The 14,674-nt window shown below is 41.2% G+C and carries 18 protein-coding genes and 2 pseudogenes; all 20 read left to right on the top strand.

The window, feature by feature from the left end:
* The first annotated feature begins 46 nt into the window (after nucleotides 1-46).
* The 20 genes and pseudogenes from CH76_RS01425 to CH76_RS01510 all read left to right on the top strand — a co-directional run bounded on the left by CH76_RS01425 (nucleotide 47) and on the right by CH76_RS01510 (nucleotide 14,673).
* Nucleotides 47-319: an HU family DNA-binding protein gene (locus CH76_RS01425; protein WP_036141816.1), complete on the top strand. Its 273-nt coding sequence runs from the start codon at nucleotides 47-49 to the stop codon at nucleotides 317-319.
* Between the two features lie 212 nt (nucleotides 320-531).
* On the top strand, nucleotides 532-1,101 hold the full coding sequence (gene folE, locus CH76_RS01430) for a GTP cyclohydrolase I FolE (RefSeq protein ID WP_036141819.1): 570 nt from the start codon (nucleotides 532-534) through the stop codon (nucleotides 1,099-1,101).
* 74 nt (nucleotides 1,102-1,175) lie between these two features.
* The gene (gene mtrB, locus CH76_RS01435) at nucleotides 1,176-1,397 is read left to right on the top strand and encodes a trp RNA-binding attenuation protein MtrB (protein ID WP_036141821.1); all 222 of its coding nucleotides are present in this window, start codon (nucleotides 1,176-1,178) and stop codon (nucleotides 1,395-1,397) included.
* 33 nt (nucleotides 1,398-1,430) lie between these two features.
* Nucleotides 1,431-2,156, top strand: a complete 726-nt coding sequence (locus CH76_RS01440; RefSeq protein WP_036141824.1) for a heptaprenyl diphosphate synthase component 1 — start codon at nucleotides 1,431-1,433, stop codon at nucleotides 2,154-2,156.
* Nucleotides 2,157-2,161: 5 nt separating this feature from the next.
* Nucleotides 2,162-2,866, top strand: a complete 705-nt coding sequence (locus CH76_RS01445; RefSeq protein WP_036141827.1) for a demethylmenaquinone methyltransferase — start codon at nucleotides 2,162-2,164, stop codon at nucleotides 2,864-2,866.
* A 19-nt stretch (nucleotides 2,867-2,885) separates the two neighbouring features.
* Entirely contained in the window at nucleotides 2,886-3,863 is a 978-nt protein-coding gene (gene hepT / locus CH76_RS01450; RefSeq protein WP_036141830.1) for a heptaprenyl diphosphate synthase component II, read from the top strand.
* An 88-nt stretch (nucleotides 3,864-3,951) separates the two neighbouring features.
* Complete coding sequence (gene ndk, locus CH76_RS01455; RefSeq protein WP_036141833.1) at nucleotides 3,952-4,368, top strand: nucleoside-diphosphate kinase; 417 nt, start codon at nucleotides 3,952-3,954, stop codon at nucleotides 4,366-4,368.
* A gap of 134 nt (nucleotides 4,369-4,502) precedes the next feature.
* Nucleotides 4,503-5,276: a protein-glutamate O-methyltransferase CheR gene (locus CH76_RS01460; RefSeq protein ID WP_036141835.1), complete on the top strand. Its 774-nt coding sequence runs from the start codon at nucleotides 4,503-4,505 to the stop codon at nucleotides 5,274-5,276.
* Between the two features lie 173 nt (nucleotides 5,277-5,449).
* Entirely contained in the window at nucleotides 5,450-6,631 is a 1,182-nt protein-coding gene (gene aroC, locus CH76_RS01465) for a chorismate synthase (RefSeq protein ID WP_036141837.1), read from the top strand.
* 2 nt (nucleotides 6,632-6,633) lie between these two features.
* On the top strand, nucleotides 6,634-7,725 hold the full coding sequence (gene aroB, locus CH76_RS01470) for a 3-dehydroquinate synthase (protein WP_036141840.1): 1,092 nt from the start codon (nucleotides 6,634-6,636) through the stop codon (nucleotides 7,723-7,725).
* Nucleotides 7,722-8,084, top strand: coding sequence for a chorismate mutase (gene aroH, locus CH76_RS01475; RefSeq protein ID WP_036141843.1), 363 nt, complete (start codon nucleotides 7,722-7,724; stop codon nucleotides 8,082-8,084). Before aroB ends, aroH begins: the two co-directional genes overlap by 4 nt.
* Nucleotides 8,085-8,100: 16 nt before the next feature.
* Nucleotides 8,101-9,201, top strand: a complete 1,101-nt coding sequence (hisC, locus tag CH76_RS01480; protein WP_036141845.1) for a histidinol-phosphate transaminase — start codon at nucleotides 8,101-8,103, stop codon at nucleotides 9,199-9,201.
* Nucleotides 9,198-10,295 carry a prephenate dehydrogenase gene (locus CH76_RS01485; protein ID WP_036141848.1) on the top strand — a complete coding sequence of 366 codons (1,098 nt, stop codon included), beginning with the start codon at nucleotides 9,198-9,200 and terminating at the stop codon, nucleotides 10,293-10,295. The genes hisC and CH76_RS01485 overlap by 4 nt, the downstream gene beginning before the upstream one ends.
* A 13-nt stretch (nucleotides 10,296-10,308) precedes the next feature.
* Nucleotides 10,309-11,603, top strand: a pseudogene (gene aroA, locus CH76_RS01490) (3-phosphoshikimate 1-carboxyvinyltransferase).
* A 71-nt stretch (nucleotides 11,604-11,674) separates the two neighbouring features.
* A complete protein-coding gene (locus CH76_RS14235; RefSeq protein WP_369792345.1) occupies nucleotides 11,675-12,358 on the top strand; it encodes a tetratricopeptide repeat protein in 684 nt (227 codons plus the stop codon).
* Nucleotides 12,346-12,399: pseudogene (locus tag CH76_RS14240) on the top strand (hypothetical protein); the annotation flags it as partial. The gene CH76_RS14235 and the pseudogene CH76_RS14240, both read left to right, overlap by 13 nt.
* Before the next feature lie 3 nt (nucleotides 12,400-12,402).
* Complete coding sequence (locus tag CH76_RS14245) at nucleotides 12,403-12,942, top strand: tetratricopeptide repeat protein (RefSeq protein WP_369792346.1); 540 nt, start codon at nucleotides 12,403-12,405, stop codon at nucleotides 12,940-12,942.
* 4 nt (nucleotides 12,943-12,946) lie between these two features.
* Entirely contained in the window at nucleotides 12,947-13,468 is a 522-nt protein-coding gene (locus tag CH76_RS01500; RefSeq protein ID WP_036141851.1) for a YpiB family protein, read from the top strand.
* A gap of 90 nt (nucleotides 13,469-13,558) precedes the next feature.
* Nucleotides 13,559-14,008, top strand: a complete 450-nt coding sequence (locus CH76_RS01505; protein WP_036141853.1) for a DUF2487 family protein — start codon at nucleotides 13,559-13,561, stop codon at nucleotides 14,006-14,008.
* A gap of 155 nt (nucleotides 14,009-14,163) precedes the next feature.
* Nucleotides 14,164-14,673 carry a ubiquinol-cytochrome c reductase iron-sulfur subunit gene (locus tag CH76_RS01510; RefSeq protein WP_036141856.1) on the top strand — a complete coding sequence of 170 codons (510 nt, stop codon included), beginning with the start codon at nucleotides 14,164-14,166 and terminating at the stop codon, nucleotides 14,671-14,673.
* Nucleotide 14,674: the final 1 nt, after the last annotated feature.

The raw sequence follows: 14,674 nt of genomic DNA on the forward strand, positions 1-14,674 counted from the left end.
TTTTTACATGCTAAAGATGCATATCCTTTGAGAGGAGGTGAATGGTGTGAATAAAACAGAACTAGTAAACGCTGTTGCAGAAGCTACAGAACTTTCTAAGAAAGATGCTGCTTCAGCAGTAGACGCTGTCTTCAATACAATTCAAAACACTCTTGCAAAGGGTGATAAAGTGCAATTAATCGGTTTTGGTAACTTCGAAGTACGTGAACGTGCGGCTCGTAAAGGTCGTAACCCACAAACAGGTGCTGAGATTGAAATTGCTGCAAGCAAAGTACCTGCTTTCAAACCAGGTAAAGCGCTTAAAGATGCAGTAAACTGATGCATCAACTAAAGTTGTAAAATAAAATGTATTTTACATAGAGGCGACCTAAAATAACATTTTGGGTCGCCTCTACTTTTTTTATACATAAAATTATGTAGAATCGAGTTTGCTTCATTTAATAACGATGCAAAGGGTGCTACAATGGACAATGGATTGCATTATTAAAGTGATGTTAATATGCTGTATTAACATGTGGGAGGATTAGTTTTATGTCAAAGGTAGATTTACCCAAAATTGAAGAAGCAGTAAAAATGATATTAGAAGCTGTAGGCGAAGACGTTAATCGCGAGGGCTTATTAGATACACCAAAGCGCGTAGCTAAAATGTACGCAGAAATGTTTAGTGGCTTACATGAAGATGCACGTGACTATTTCCAAACGGTATTCCATGAAAATCACGAAGAGCTTGTGCTAGTAAAAGATATTCCGTTTTATTCGATGTGTGAGCATCACCTTGTACCGTTTTATGGTAAGGCACATGTGGCATACATTCCTCAGGAGGGTGTAGTTGCAGGTTTAAGTAAATTAGGCCGCGCTGTGGAAACAATCGCACGTCGACCACAATTACAGGAGCGCATTACGTCGTCCGTAGCAGAAGTAATTATGGAAACGCTCGGTGCAAAAGGTGTCTATGTTATTATTGAGGCTGAGCATATGTGTATGACAATGCGCGGGCTTAAAAAGCCAGGTGCTAAAACGGTTACATCCGTAGCACGTGGTGTTTATGAGCAGGACGATGTTCTACGTCGTGAAGTTGTATCATTTATTCAAATGTCTTAATCTAAACGTTACATTGTGATATGATGAACAAAGAAATCTGCCTAAGCAATACGAGGGCTAAAGGATGTGTAATGATGGCACAAACAGATTATATTGTAATTGAAGCAGAGGAAGATGGCGTTCAGTTAATTGGTTTAACACGTGGTACAGACACAAAGTTTCACCATGCTGAAAAGCTAGACAAAGGTGAAGTAATGATTGCACAATTTACTGAGCATACTTCAGCAATGAAAGTGCGTGGTAAAGCATCAATACACACCGCACACGGTATCATTACAAGCGAGTCTCGCAAATAGAGATTGATTAAATAGTGAAATGGAGCAAGGGCTATGAATGTAACAGACGCTCAAAAAGAATTACAACGATTTAAAGAAGCTGTTTTTAAGCATGTTCGTCATAGAACTTTACAACAGTTTACCGGGCAACCGATTGTTGATGAGAAGCGCATGTTTTTTGCGCTACTACCATTTTTCAATGGCGAAGCGACGACGCAGCATGAACGAAATGCAATTGTTTTAGGAGTTGTGCATGCTGCACTCGCAGCGCATGATTTAATCGAGGAGCAAGCAGCGATTTCGAAAGAGCAGCAACTTACCGTATTAGCAGGCGACTATTATAGTGGACGCTATTATCAATTATTAGCAGCCTCACATGATATCGCCTTAATTCAATCGTTATCACAGGCAATTATTATTCGCTGTGAGCAAAAGGCAAAGGCTTATGAGCAAGCCAATTTAACGGAGGCACAGTGGCTAACAGCGCTTCAGCAAATGGAGAGCGTATTAACAACGCATTACTTTGCTACAGAGCAGTTTGCCCACTACAGCAAGATCGCTGAGCAAGGGATGCTGTTGCAACGCCTATATGACGAGCAACAACAATTATCGCTACTGACAAAGCGCCTAGATGAGCCACAAAATGCAGTAGCAATTATAGCTGAACAAATCGCGACCCTAGAAAAATCGCTGCAACAGGAAGTCACCCAAGCACAATTTTTACAACCGACTGTTAAAGAGCTCATTTTTCAAATGGGTATGAAAAAAAGTGAGGCATAACGATAATGGCAAAAACAAAAGAACAACGCGTGCATGAGGTATTTGAAAGTATTTCAGGTAGCTATGACACGATGAATAGCGTAATTAGCTTTAAAATGCACGTACTATGGCGCAAAGACGTTATGAAGCGTATGCAAGTAGCAAAAGGCGCAAAAGTGTTAGACGTGTGCTGTGGCACAGCTGATTGGACAATTGCTCTAGCTGAGGCAGCAGGTCCAACAGGTGATGTGACAGGGCTTGATTTTAGTGAAAATATGTTGAGTGTGGGGCGTACAAAGGTAGCGAGCTACCCGCAAATTACACTTATGCAAGGCAATGCGATGGCATTACCATTTGAGGATAATACGTTTGATTATGTAACAATTGGTTTTGGCTTACGTAATGTACCAGATTATATGCAGGTATTGAGTGAAATGTATCGTGTAGTTAAGCCAGGTGGCTTAGTTGTATGTCTCGAAACATCACAGCCAGAGTTACCGGTGTATCGTCAAGCTTTCCGTGTGTACTTTAAATATATTATGCCAGCCTTTGGTAAAGTATTTGCTAAAAGCTATGATGAGTATTCTTGGTTACAAGAATCAGCCAATGACTTCCCAGGTATGACCCAGCTAGCGCGTATGTTTGCCACAACAGGTTTTGAGCGCATTGAGTTTAAGCCTTATAGCGGCGGGGCAGCAGCGGGCCATTTTGGTTACAAACCTAAAATCTAATGGAGGAAGGATTTTTTACGTGGAAAAGTTGAAGTTGAAGTTACTCTACGCTGATTTAAAATCAGACTTAGATGTTATAGAAAAAGAGTTAGAACAAGCGTTAAACTCGTCTTCACACTTGCTAAACGATGCTTCTATCCATTTATTACAAGCAGGTGGCAAACGCATACGTCCAATATTTGTGTTACTTGGTGCCAAATTTGGCGACTATGATGTAGCAGAAATTAAAAATGTTGCCGTGCCACTTGAGCTAATACATATGGCGTCACTTGTTCACGATGATGTGATTGATGACTCTGATATGAGAAGAGGAAGGCAAACCGTTAAGGCACAGTGGAACAATAAAGTGGCGATGTATGTTGGCGACTTTATTTTCGCTCGCGCTTTGGCGTATATCACTACGCTGCAAAATCCTCGTGTGCATCAAATTCTCGCACACACGATGGTAGAGATTTGTAATGGTGAAGTTATTCAAATTGAAGATAAATTTAGACTTGACCAAAGCTTGACGGATTATTTCCGTCGCATTAAGCGTAAGACAGCGCTGTTAATTTCATCAAGCTGTGAGCTTGGTGCAGTAGCGGCAGGCGTTAATGATAAGGATGTGCGACATTTACGCCGTTTTGGTTATTTTGTGGGCATGAGCTTTCAAATTATTGACGACATTTTAGATATTATGGCAACGGACGAGGAGCTAGGCAAGCCAGCAGGCAGTGATTTATTGCAAGGTAATATTACACTTCCTATATTGCTAGCAAAAAATGATCCAATGATTAAGCCATATATTGATAAAGTAGTAGCACAGCAAACGTTAACAGAGCAAGACCGCCATGCGTTATTAACATTGCTACGTAAGTCGTCAGCTATTACAGAAGCCAAAAAAGTAAGTGATAAATACTTACAAAAAGCACTCAATGAAATCGAGCAATTACCAAAACATCCAACAAAAAAGAAGCTGCGCGATATTGCTTTGTTTATGGGCAAGCGCAAGTTTTAAGATATATGTTGAACTATAGACGATAGTTTGATACTATTTATCGGTAGGTGTAAGCCTTCTGAGATAAACTAAAGGAGTTGTATACAACATGGCAATCGAAAAAACATTTTTAATGGTTAAGCCAGACGGCGTTCAACGTCAACTAGTTGGCGATATCGTAGACCGTTTCGAGCGTAAAGGTTTCCACTTACGTGGAGCAAAATTAATGACAATTACAGAGGAATTAGCTAAGCAACATTATGCTGAGCACTCTGAACGCCCATTCTTCGGCGAATTAGTAGAATTCATCACATCAGGTCCTGTATTTGCAATGTTATGGGAAGGCGAAAACGTAATTTCTGTTGGTCGCTTAATGATGGGTGCTACAAACCCACTTGAGTCTGCACCAGGTACTATCCGCGGTGACTACTCAACAACAGTATCACACAACGTTATCCACGGTTCTGATTCATTTGCATCAGCACAACGTGAAATCGCGTTATTCTTCGGTGAAGACGCACTATAATCGTTTATTATGCGACCTGCTCTCGTAGCAAGGTCGTATTTTTGTTTAAATGGCAAAGTTCCGTAAAACGGTTTCCGAAAATAGCGACATCAGCTATAATAATAGGTACAACAGAAGGAGAGGAAAGATGTAGCATGTCAGGTTACGAACAATTCGTTGAAGGAATCAAACGAAAAACAGGTATTGATTTGGCGCTCTACAAAGAAGCGCAAATGAAGAGACGACTAACCTCTCTCTATGAAAAAAAAGGCTATGCTAACTTTGTTGATTTTTTACGAGCTGTTGAGACAGATCGTGACATGATGAACGAGTTTTTAGATCGCATGACTATTAATGTTTCAGAATTTTACCGCAACGGCAAACGTTGGGAAGTATTACAAAAAAAGATTTTCCCACGTTTACTGCAAAATAATCGTCGCCTTAAAATTTGGAGTGCAGCTTGCTCAACAGGTGAAGAACCTTATTCACTCGTTATGGTGTTAGCACAACATTTACCATTGTCGCAAATTCAAGTGATGGCAACGGATTTAGATGACAATGCGATTGCTAAAGCAAAGCGTGGTGTTTACCCAGAGCGTTCGTTAGCAGAGGTGCCAGCTGATATTAAAGCGAAGTACTTTGAAAAAGAAGGCGAATTTTATCGTGTTAAAGATGAAATTAAACGCTGTGTAACATTTAAGAAGCACAATTTATTGAAGGATACATATGATAGTAATCATGATTTAATTGTATGCCGTAATGTAATGATTTACTTTACTGAGGAAGCGAAAGATCAAATCTATCAAAACTTTAGTAAAGCATTGAAGCCAGGTGGCGTATTGTTTGTTGGCTCAACAGAGCAAATTTTTTCACCAGCACGTTATCAATTTGAAGTAGAAGATACTTTCTTCTATCGTAAAATGCAATAAAGTAAAAGTGCGCTAATCGCTTAAGGGGCGAAGCGCATTTTTTTATAATAAATTGCGCAACTATTCGAATTTTTCTTTGTGTCAAACAATTAAGAATTTAGCGCTGTTTTTTAAAATAAATTATGTTATAGTGTAAGACATATACTTTAGTGAGTTGAAGGGAGAAAGTGCAGATGCGTTACTTAACAGCAGGAGAGTCTCATGGACCTCAATTAACAACAATTATTGAAGGGTTACCTTCATTATTACCCATATCATTAGAAAAAATTAATCATGATTTAAAACGAAGACAGGGTGGTCATGGCCGCGGTCGTCGTATGCAAATTGAAACAGATACAGCAGAAATTGTAGGTGGCGTGCGTCACGGTAAAACACTAGGCTCGCCTGTAGCTCTAGTGGTAACGAATGACGACTGGAAGCACTGGACAAAGATTATGGGGGTTGAGCCACTAGAAGAAGGTGTGGACCCAAATGATATTAAACGTCAAATTTCACGACCACGTCCGGGACATGCCGATTTAGTAGGCGGTATGAAGTATGGTCATCGTGATTTACGTAATGTGCTTGAACGCTCGTCTGCACGCGAAACAACAGTACGTGTGGCAGTAGGTGCGATTGCTAAGCTATTATTAGCGGAGCTTGGCATTAATGTTATTGCTCACGTTATCGAAATAGGTGGCGTTAAGGCAGATACAACATTAGCGACAGGTAAAACAGTAGCGGAGATTCGTGAAATCGTAGAAAATGACCCATGTTATTGCTTAGATGCAACAGCTTCTAAAGAAATGGTTGCGATGATTGATGCAACAAAAGAAGCGGGCGATACGATTGGCGGCGTGGTAGAAGTTATTGTTGAAGGAATGCCAGCAGGTGTAGGCTCATATGTACACTATGACCGTAAATTAGATGCTAAGCTAGCAGCTGCTATGTTAAGCATTAATGCTTTTAAAGGTGTAGAGTTTGGCGAAGGCTTTGAAATGGCACGACTTAAAGGGTCACAAGTGCATGACGAAATTGTGTGGGACGCGAACAAAGGCTATACGCGTACAACTAATCGTTTAGGCGGCTTAGAGGGTGGTATGTCAACAGGTATGCCAATCGTAGTACGTGGTGTGATGAAGCCGATTCCAACACTTTATAAGCCACTACAAAGTGTAGATATTGAAACAAAAGAAGCATTTGAGGCGAGTATTGAGCGCTCTGATAGTAGTGCAGTACCAGCGGCTTCTGTAGTAGCTGAGCATGTGATTGCATGGGAAATTGCAAGTGCTATTTTAGAGCAGTTCCATGGTGATCAATTGCCACAACTACAAGCACAAATTGAAACGCACCGTCAGTACACGAAGGAGTTTTAATTATGGAGCAGGTCAAGGTTTCGACAGCATCACATAGCTATGACGTTGTGATTGGACAGGGCATTCTTACGGAGGCCATGCAAACACTAAGCAGTCAGCTAGAGAAGGCAGATAAAATTGTAGTCTTTACAGATGAGGCAGTATGGGAGGCGCAACAAGCTTATTTTACAGCTAACTTCCCTTATGCGTACGAACTTTTTATATTTCCAGGCGGTGAGGCTAGCAAAACATTTGAACAATATTTTGCTGCACAGAGCTTTTTATTAGAGCTAGGTGCTTCGCGTAAAACGTTAGCTATAGCCTTTGGTGGTGGCGCTGTAGGTGATGCTACAGGTTTTGTTGCCGCAACTTATATGCGTGGCATTCCATTTATTCAAGTGCCAACGACGATTTTAGCGCATGATAGTGCAGTAGGTGGTAAAACAGCGATTAATCATCCACTAGGTAAAAATATGATTGGTGCATTTTATCAGCCTCAAGGGGTCATTTATGACATTGCATGTTTAGCAAGTTTACCACCACGAGAAATACGCTCAGGCATGGCTGAGGTTGTGAAGCACGCGTATTTGTCAGATGCAGCTTGGTTAAATGAACTACTAACAATTAAGCAGGATGAAATGACTCTTTCACGTTTAGCTATTGACTTGAAAAAGGGCATTGAAGTTAAGGCGGCTATTGTCTCAGAGGATGAAACAGAGCAGTCTGTGCGAAAATATTTAAATTTAGGCCATACGTATGGTCATGCCATCGAAGCTGCAGCAGGCTACGGTAAAATTGCGCATGGCGAGGCAGTTATGATTGGCTTAATCTTTACACTATTACTGAGCGAGCAAGAGGGCACAATTACACGACAAGATACGCAAGCATTTATAGCTTATTTACAACGCAACGCGTACCCACTAGATGCCGTATTTTCCTATGATTTTGCGGAACTTGCGACATATTTAATGAAGGATAAAAAGGTAGCCTATGGTGAGCTACAATTTGTTGTTTTAACGGCAATTGGTAAGCCAGCGGTTACAACCGTAACATTAGCGCAATGTGAGCAACTTGACCGCGAACTACGTGCATTAGTGAAGGAGGAGCTTGTATGATTAGAGGCTTACGAGGCGCAATTACAGTAACAGCTGATGAGGCGGAGCAAGTATGGCAGGAAACAGCTAAACTTGTTGCAAAGATGGCAGCTGCTAACCAAGTGACAGCAGAGGATATTACTTCTGTTATTATTTCAACGACACCAGATATTACATCAGCCTTTCCTGCGCGTGCAGTGCGTTTAATGGAAGGGTGGCAGTATGTGCCTGTAATGTGTATGCATGAGATGAATGTTGAACAAGCTTTGCCGCTATGTATTCGTGTGCTTATGCACGCTGAGGTACAGGTAGCTCAAGCAGAGGTGCAGCACATTTATTTAAATGATGCGATTAAATTACGACCAGACTTAGTGAAATGAAGAGGAGACGGTACGAATGAAGTGGAAACAGCAAATTCATAATATGAAGGCTTACCAACCAGGTAAACCAATTGAAGCGGTAAAGGAAATGTATAACCTGCAAGAAGTTGTAAAGCTAGCATCAAATGAAAACCCATTTGGATGTTCGCCAAAAATCAATGAATTTTTACAACAGGCAGCGGTGAATCATGCGATTTACCCAGATGGCTATGCTCAAAGCTTGCGTACCGTGATGGCACAACATTTACAAGTAAGCGAAAATGAATTAATTTTTGGTAATGGCTCAGACGATTTAATTGCGATGATTACGCGTTCATTACTTTACCCAGGTGTGAATACAGTAATGGCAGACCTTACCTTCTCACAATATTGGCATAATGCAGATATTGAGGGGGCAGAAGTTCGTAAAGTGCCCGTAGTAGACGGCGCACATGATTTACCAAAAATGCTTGAGGCAATTGACGACAATACTTCTGTTGTATGGGTGTGTAGCCCAAATAATCCAACAGGTGTTGTGATTGCAGATGACGAATTACGCGCCTTTTTAGCGCAGGTGCCTAAAGATGTTCTTGTAGTATTAGATGAAGCTTATTTTGAGTATGTGGTAGATGAGCGTCACAAAAATACCCTGCCATTAATTCATGAGTTCCCTAATGTCATTATTTTACGTACATTTTCTAAGGCATACGGCTTAGCAGGCTTCCGTGTAGGCTATGGTATTGCACATCAATCTATCATTGCAAAAATTGACCCTGTACGAGCACCATTTAATAACACAGTGTTAAGTCATGAGATTGCAAAAATTGCAGTAGCTGACCAACAGTTTATTAAAGAATGTGTAGCTGCTAATGAACGTGGTAAGCGCCAATTTGAAGCGTTTTGTGACAAACATGGTTTGCACTATTATCCGTCTGCGACGAACTTTGTACTATTTGAAATTAAAGCTGATAGCGATATTGTTTTTGAAAAACTGATGCAACGCGGTTTTATCGTACGTAGCGGGCGCGCATTAGGTGCACCAGGTTACCTACGTGTAACGATTGGTACGGAAGAACAAAATAATGCGTTCTTTGAACAACTAGAAGCGGTGCTACAGGAGCAAGGAGTGCTCGTATGACACGTAATGTTTTAGTTATTGGGCTAGGGTTAATTGGCGGCTCAATTGCATTAGCGCTTCAAAAAGCACCAGAGGTACGTATTTTTGGCTATGATCGTGATGCTAAAACGCGAGAGCAAGCCACTATGCTACATATTGTGCATGAAGCAGTAGAAGATCCTAAAGCGGTTAGTGCGCAGGCAGATGTTATTATTTTTGGTACGCCTGTTAACGCGACGTTAGAGTGGATGGAAGCTATTAAAACGTGGGAGCTTAAGCCAAGCGTTATTATTTCGGATACAGGTAGTACAAAGAAAGCGATTATGCAAAAAGCTGGTGAGTTACGAGCGATGGGTATTACGTTTATTGGTGGACACCCAATGGCTGGCTCACATAAAAGCGGTGTTTTAGCCGCTAAGCCGCATTTGTTTGAAAATGCTTACTATATGCTTACGCCGCTAGCTGGTGAAGAAATTATTAATATGGCTAAGCTTGAGAGCCTCTTAAAATTTACACACGCTAAAGTAGTAAGTGTGTCAGCACATGAACATGATCATATGACAGCGGTTGTGAGTCACTTCCCGCATATTGTTGCGGCTTCATTAGTGCATCAGCTTCGTACCGAAGACGATGATTACCCAATGACGCGCTCATTAGCGGCAGGGGGCTTTCGTGATGTGACGCGTATTGCATCGTCTAACCCGATTTTATGGCGTGATATTACAATGCAAAATCGCAAAGAGCTTATTAAGCAACTGCAAGATTGGCAAAAGGAAATGACACGGGTACAATATTTACTTGAAGAAGATGATGAGACAGCTATTGAGGACTATTTTGCCTCGGCTAAAGCAGTGCGTGATGAGCTACCTATTGGTGCTGGCGCATTCTTTACATCTTTTGATTTATATGTTGATGTACCTGATTACCCAGGTGTTATTTCGGAAATCACAGGCTTTTTAGCAGACGAAGCTATTAGTATTACAAATTTGCGTATTGTGGAGTCGCGTGAGGATGTGTTTGGTGTGCTAGTCATTAGCTTCCAAAATGAAGAAGACCGCAAGCGAGCAGCAACGGCGATTGAGCGCCGCGCTAAATTTGAAACATTTATTTCGTAAAGGTGGCATAGCTATGACAGAAAAAACATTACATTATTTAAATTGTACCCTACAAGGCGCAGTAACTGTGCCTGGCGATAAATCTGTATCACACCGTTCCATTATGTTTGGCGCTATGGCAGCTGGTACGACAACAGTTGAGGGGTTTTTATTAGGTGAAGACTGCTTGATACGATTAAGTGCTTTCGCAAGTTAGGTGTAACGATTGACGTGCAGGGAACGAATGTGACCATTACAAGTCCAGGTATTGCTGCGTGGCAAGAGCCGAGTGAAGTTTTGTATACAGGTAACTCAGGCACGACAACACGTCTAATGCTTGGCGTACTTGCAGGTTCAAAGGTACACAGTATCATGACGGGTGATGCGTCAATTGCTAAGCGTCCTATGCGTCGTGTAGTTGACCCGTTACGTTTAATGGAGGCTGATATTCGCGGCCGTGCGAATGGGCAGTTTACACCACTTGCTATTCAAGGTAAAATACTGAAGGCAATTGATTATAAAATGCCTGTCGCGAGTGCTCAAGTAAAGTCAGCTATTTTACTTGCAGGTCTTCATGCTGAGGGTACTACAATTGTGCGCGAAGATGTTGTATCACGTGACCATACAGAGCGTATGTTACGTCAATTTGGTGTCACTGTAGCTACAGAGGGTGGTGTGGCAACACTCGCTGGTGGGCAAACTCTTACAGCTACACATGTAGCTGTACCTGGGGATATTTCGTCTGCGGCATTCTTTTTAGTAGCAGGAGCGATTGTGCCAAATAGTGAAGTAGTGCTTGATAATGTCGGCATGAATGAAACGCGTGACGGTATTATTGAGGTGCTACGTGCAATGAATGTTAACTTACACGTAAGCAATGAAACAAACGGTGCTGAGCCAACTGCTACGTTAACTGTCACAAGCTCTACACTACAGCCAACGACGATTGGTGGCGCTTTAATTCCACGCTTAATTGACGAGATTCCAATTCTCGCGTTACTGGCAACACAAGCACATGGCACAACAATTATTCGTGATGCAGAGGAGTTAAAGGTCAAAGAAACAAATCGTATTACAGCAGTAGTCGATGAATTAACAAAACTAGGGGCAACGATTGAGGCGACGAATGACGGCATGGTAATTACAGGACCAACGCCATTACACGGTGCACATTTGCGTTCCTACGGTGATCACCGTATTGGTATGATGGGTGCGATTGCCGCATTGATTGCGGATGGTGAAGTTACCATTGATGATACGGCATGCATCGCTATTTCTTACCCTAATTTCTTTGAGCATATTGAACAGCTTACAAAAAGTCTCTCTTAGTAGAGGCTTTTTTTCTTGTCGTCTTACGGTCAGTCCGCTAACATAGAGGATATGATAAAAGAATGGGTGACATGATGAACGAACAATATGAACAATTAACCGAAGCCATTGCACAAGGTGACTTAGCTACAGTTGACGCAATGCTTTCACAATTTATGATAGATGCTTTACCTGAGGACCAATATGCCATTGCTGAGCAACTTATGCATTATGGTTATTTAACACAAGCGGATGATATATTGCAAAACTTATTGTTTTTACTACCTGATGAGCCGCAATTATTGATTGACCGCGCAAATGTGGCAATGGAGTTAGGCGACGAAGACAATGCGCTTGATTTTTTAATGCAAGTAAACGAAGAAGCTGAGGAGTACCCACAGGCGCTATTAGCATTAGCTGACTATTACCAAATGCAAGGTCTATTTGAAGCGGCGATGCAACGACTTGAACAAGCACTTGTTGTTTTACCAAATGAGCCACTATTACAATTTGCTAAGGCTGAGCTACTGGCAGAGACTGGGCGCTTTTTAGAGGCCTCACGTCTTTATGAGGAGCTATACACGCAACAAACACATATGGGTGGTTTATCATTAGCAGAACGTTTAGCAGACGTCTACCGCGCAGGAGCGGCTTATGAGGAGGCGCTACGATATTATAAACTTGCCTTAGACGAAGAAATTAAACCAGATACATTATTTGGCGCAGCTATGCGGCGTTTCAATCTGAGCAGTATGCCTATGCCATTAAAACATTAGAAGAATTAAAAGAGCTTGACCCTGATTACTTCTCTGCTTATTTATTGCTTGCACAGTGCTATGAAATAGAGGAGCGCTTAGCGGATGCATATACGACAATCCGTCAAGGCTTACAGCGCGATGAGTATGACAAGGCACTTTATTTATACGCAGGAAAGTTAGCGCTCAAGCAAGGTTTAACCGCGGATGCAGAGCAACATCTACGCGAAGCAATTGCATTAGACCCTGAGTATATGGAGGCCATTATGACGTTAATGGCATTTTTAGCAGAGCAACAACAATACGAAGCAATTATTGAATTAAATGATACATTACATGCACAAGACTTTAAGTGGACAGCACTCTATCCATTTATCGCAAAAGCCTATGTAGAAGAAGAACACTATGCGAAGGCTGCACAATATTATGATGAGGCTTATGTTGATTTTTCCGAGGATGCGGCATTTTTAGCAGAATATGTTTACTTCCTATTAGAAGAGGGACGTCGTCAAGATGCACTCGCTGTTGCACAAAAATTACATGAGCTACAAGATTATGTGGATGAATGGACGGAACTTGTGTCAACACTACAAGAGGAGGAGTGATACATTGAGTATTTCTGTTTCGGTAGAGGATAAGCGTCTTTTTATTAAATGGTTTTTAGCTAATCATGACGTCGTATCGCGCGAAAGCGTATGGATTTTAAATTATTTAGTGAGCGATGAGGAAGCACTAGCGCGCGTAAGTTTTGTTGAGCAGGCACATCATTGCCCACGCGCTATTATATTTGCTACAGAAGGACCAATTGCCTTTCAATATTACTCCCATGGTTTATTGGTACTTGATGCAGAAAAAGCATTTCATGACATACGCTTGCATGAAGAGCCCGTTTATATCGAAATGATTTTGCCAAATGCGATGCAGAGCCCACACTATGTTGCAGTATTAGAAGAACATAGCTACGGGCCAGCCAAAGTAGAGGCAAGTTACGGTATTGCTGAGCTTGCAGCGCAACTAGCTGTGCAATATAACGAGCAACAACTCCTTAATGAGCTTGATGCAGCGCTTGACGCAGGTGACAGGGAACGCTTCTTACAATTGAGCGAACAATATGAACGCTTAAAAAGCTAAAAAAATAACGCTATTGTCGTGCTAAGTATGTTACATTAGGTAACGAGACTTTGCCGAACAATGGCGTTATTTTTAGTTGGAGGGGACAATATGCTTTTTAATGTTAAAGATGTAGGCGATTTTTTAACTAACAAGCAGTTTATTGATACGGTTATCGTACCGCTTGTACAAATTGATTTAACAGAGCAAGGGATTAAGCAAAGTAGCTCAGCTTCAGATTATTTGCTTAACCTAACAAATTTTATTGAACATCAATTTAAAGGGCGCATTATGTTAATGCCACCTGTAACTTATTTAACAGGTGTAGACCAAAGTGGTGCTGTTATGTTATTTGAACAACAATTACAGGCAGCAGGCTTTAAACATGTCTTTTTTATGACATCTGATCATGCGTTAACAACTTTGCAACAAACCCATAATATTGTATGGCTACCATCAATTCCTTTAGAATCAATGGATGCGACAGTTAAGAACAAAATTTTAGAAGACCAATTAGCGCAAGTTATTCCGGTATTTTCTGCAAAATGGTCGCAAGCCTAGAAAATACATTCAATAAATGTTCACAAACTTGCCAAATGAATTGAATGCGATATTGACCTACCTATTTTATTGATATATCATGGATATGTCCTAGTATTACTATTTATTAAAAGTATGTCCGTTGGACTGACCTTTAAGTTAGAGGGGGGAAAAAGATGAGTAACAATCGAGTTTCAAGACGTCAGTTCCTTAACTACACATTAACAGGTGTTGGTGGATTCATGGCGGCAGGTATGTTAATGCCAATGGTTCGTTTCGCGATTGACCCAGTTTTACAAAGTAAAGGTGCAGGTGACTTCGTTCCAACTGATCAAAAGGTTGCAGAATTAACTGATACACCAGTAAAAGTTAACTTCTCATTCGAGCAAATTGATGCATGGTATAAGTCGGATGTAACTGCAATGGCATGGGTTTATAAAGAAGGCGATAAAGTAGTAGCTTTATCACCAGTTTGTAAACACTTAGGTTGTACAGTAGGTTGGGAAGGCGACAAAAACCACCCAGACGAGTTCTTCTGTGCATGTCACGCAGGACGTTACCATAAAAATGGTGAAAACGTTCCAGGTACACCACCTCTAGGCCCACTAGATGAGTTCGAAGTTGAAGAAAAAGATGGACTATTATTAATCGGTCCAGTACGACCAAATACGTTAGTTAAAAAATGAT

It is taken from the genome of Lysinibacillus sp. BF-4, from assembly GCF_000743635.1.
GTDB lineage: Bacteria > Bacillota > Bacilli > Bacillales_A > Planococcaceae > Metalysinibacillus > Metalysinibacillus saudimassiliensis.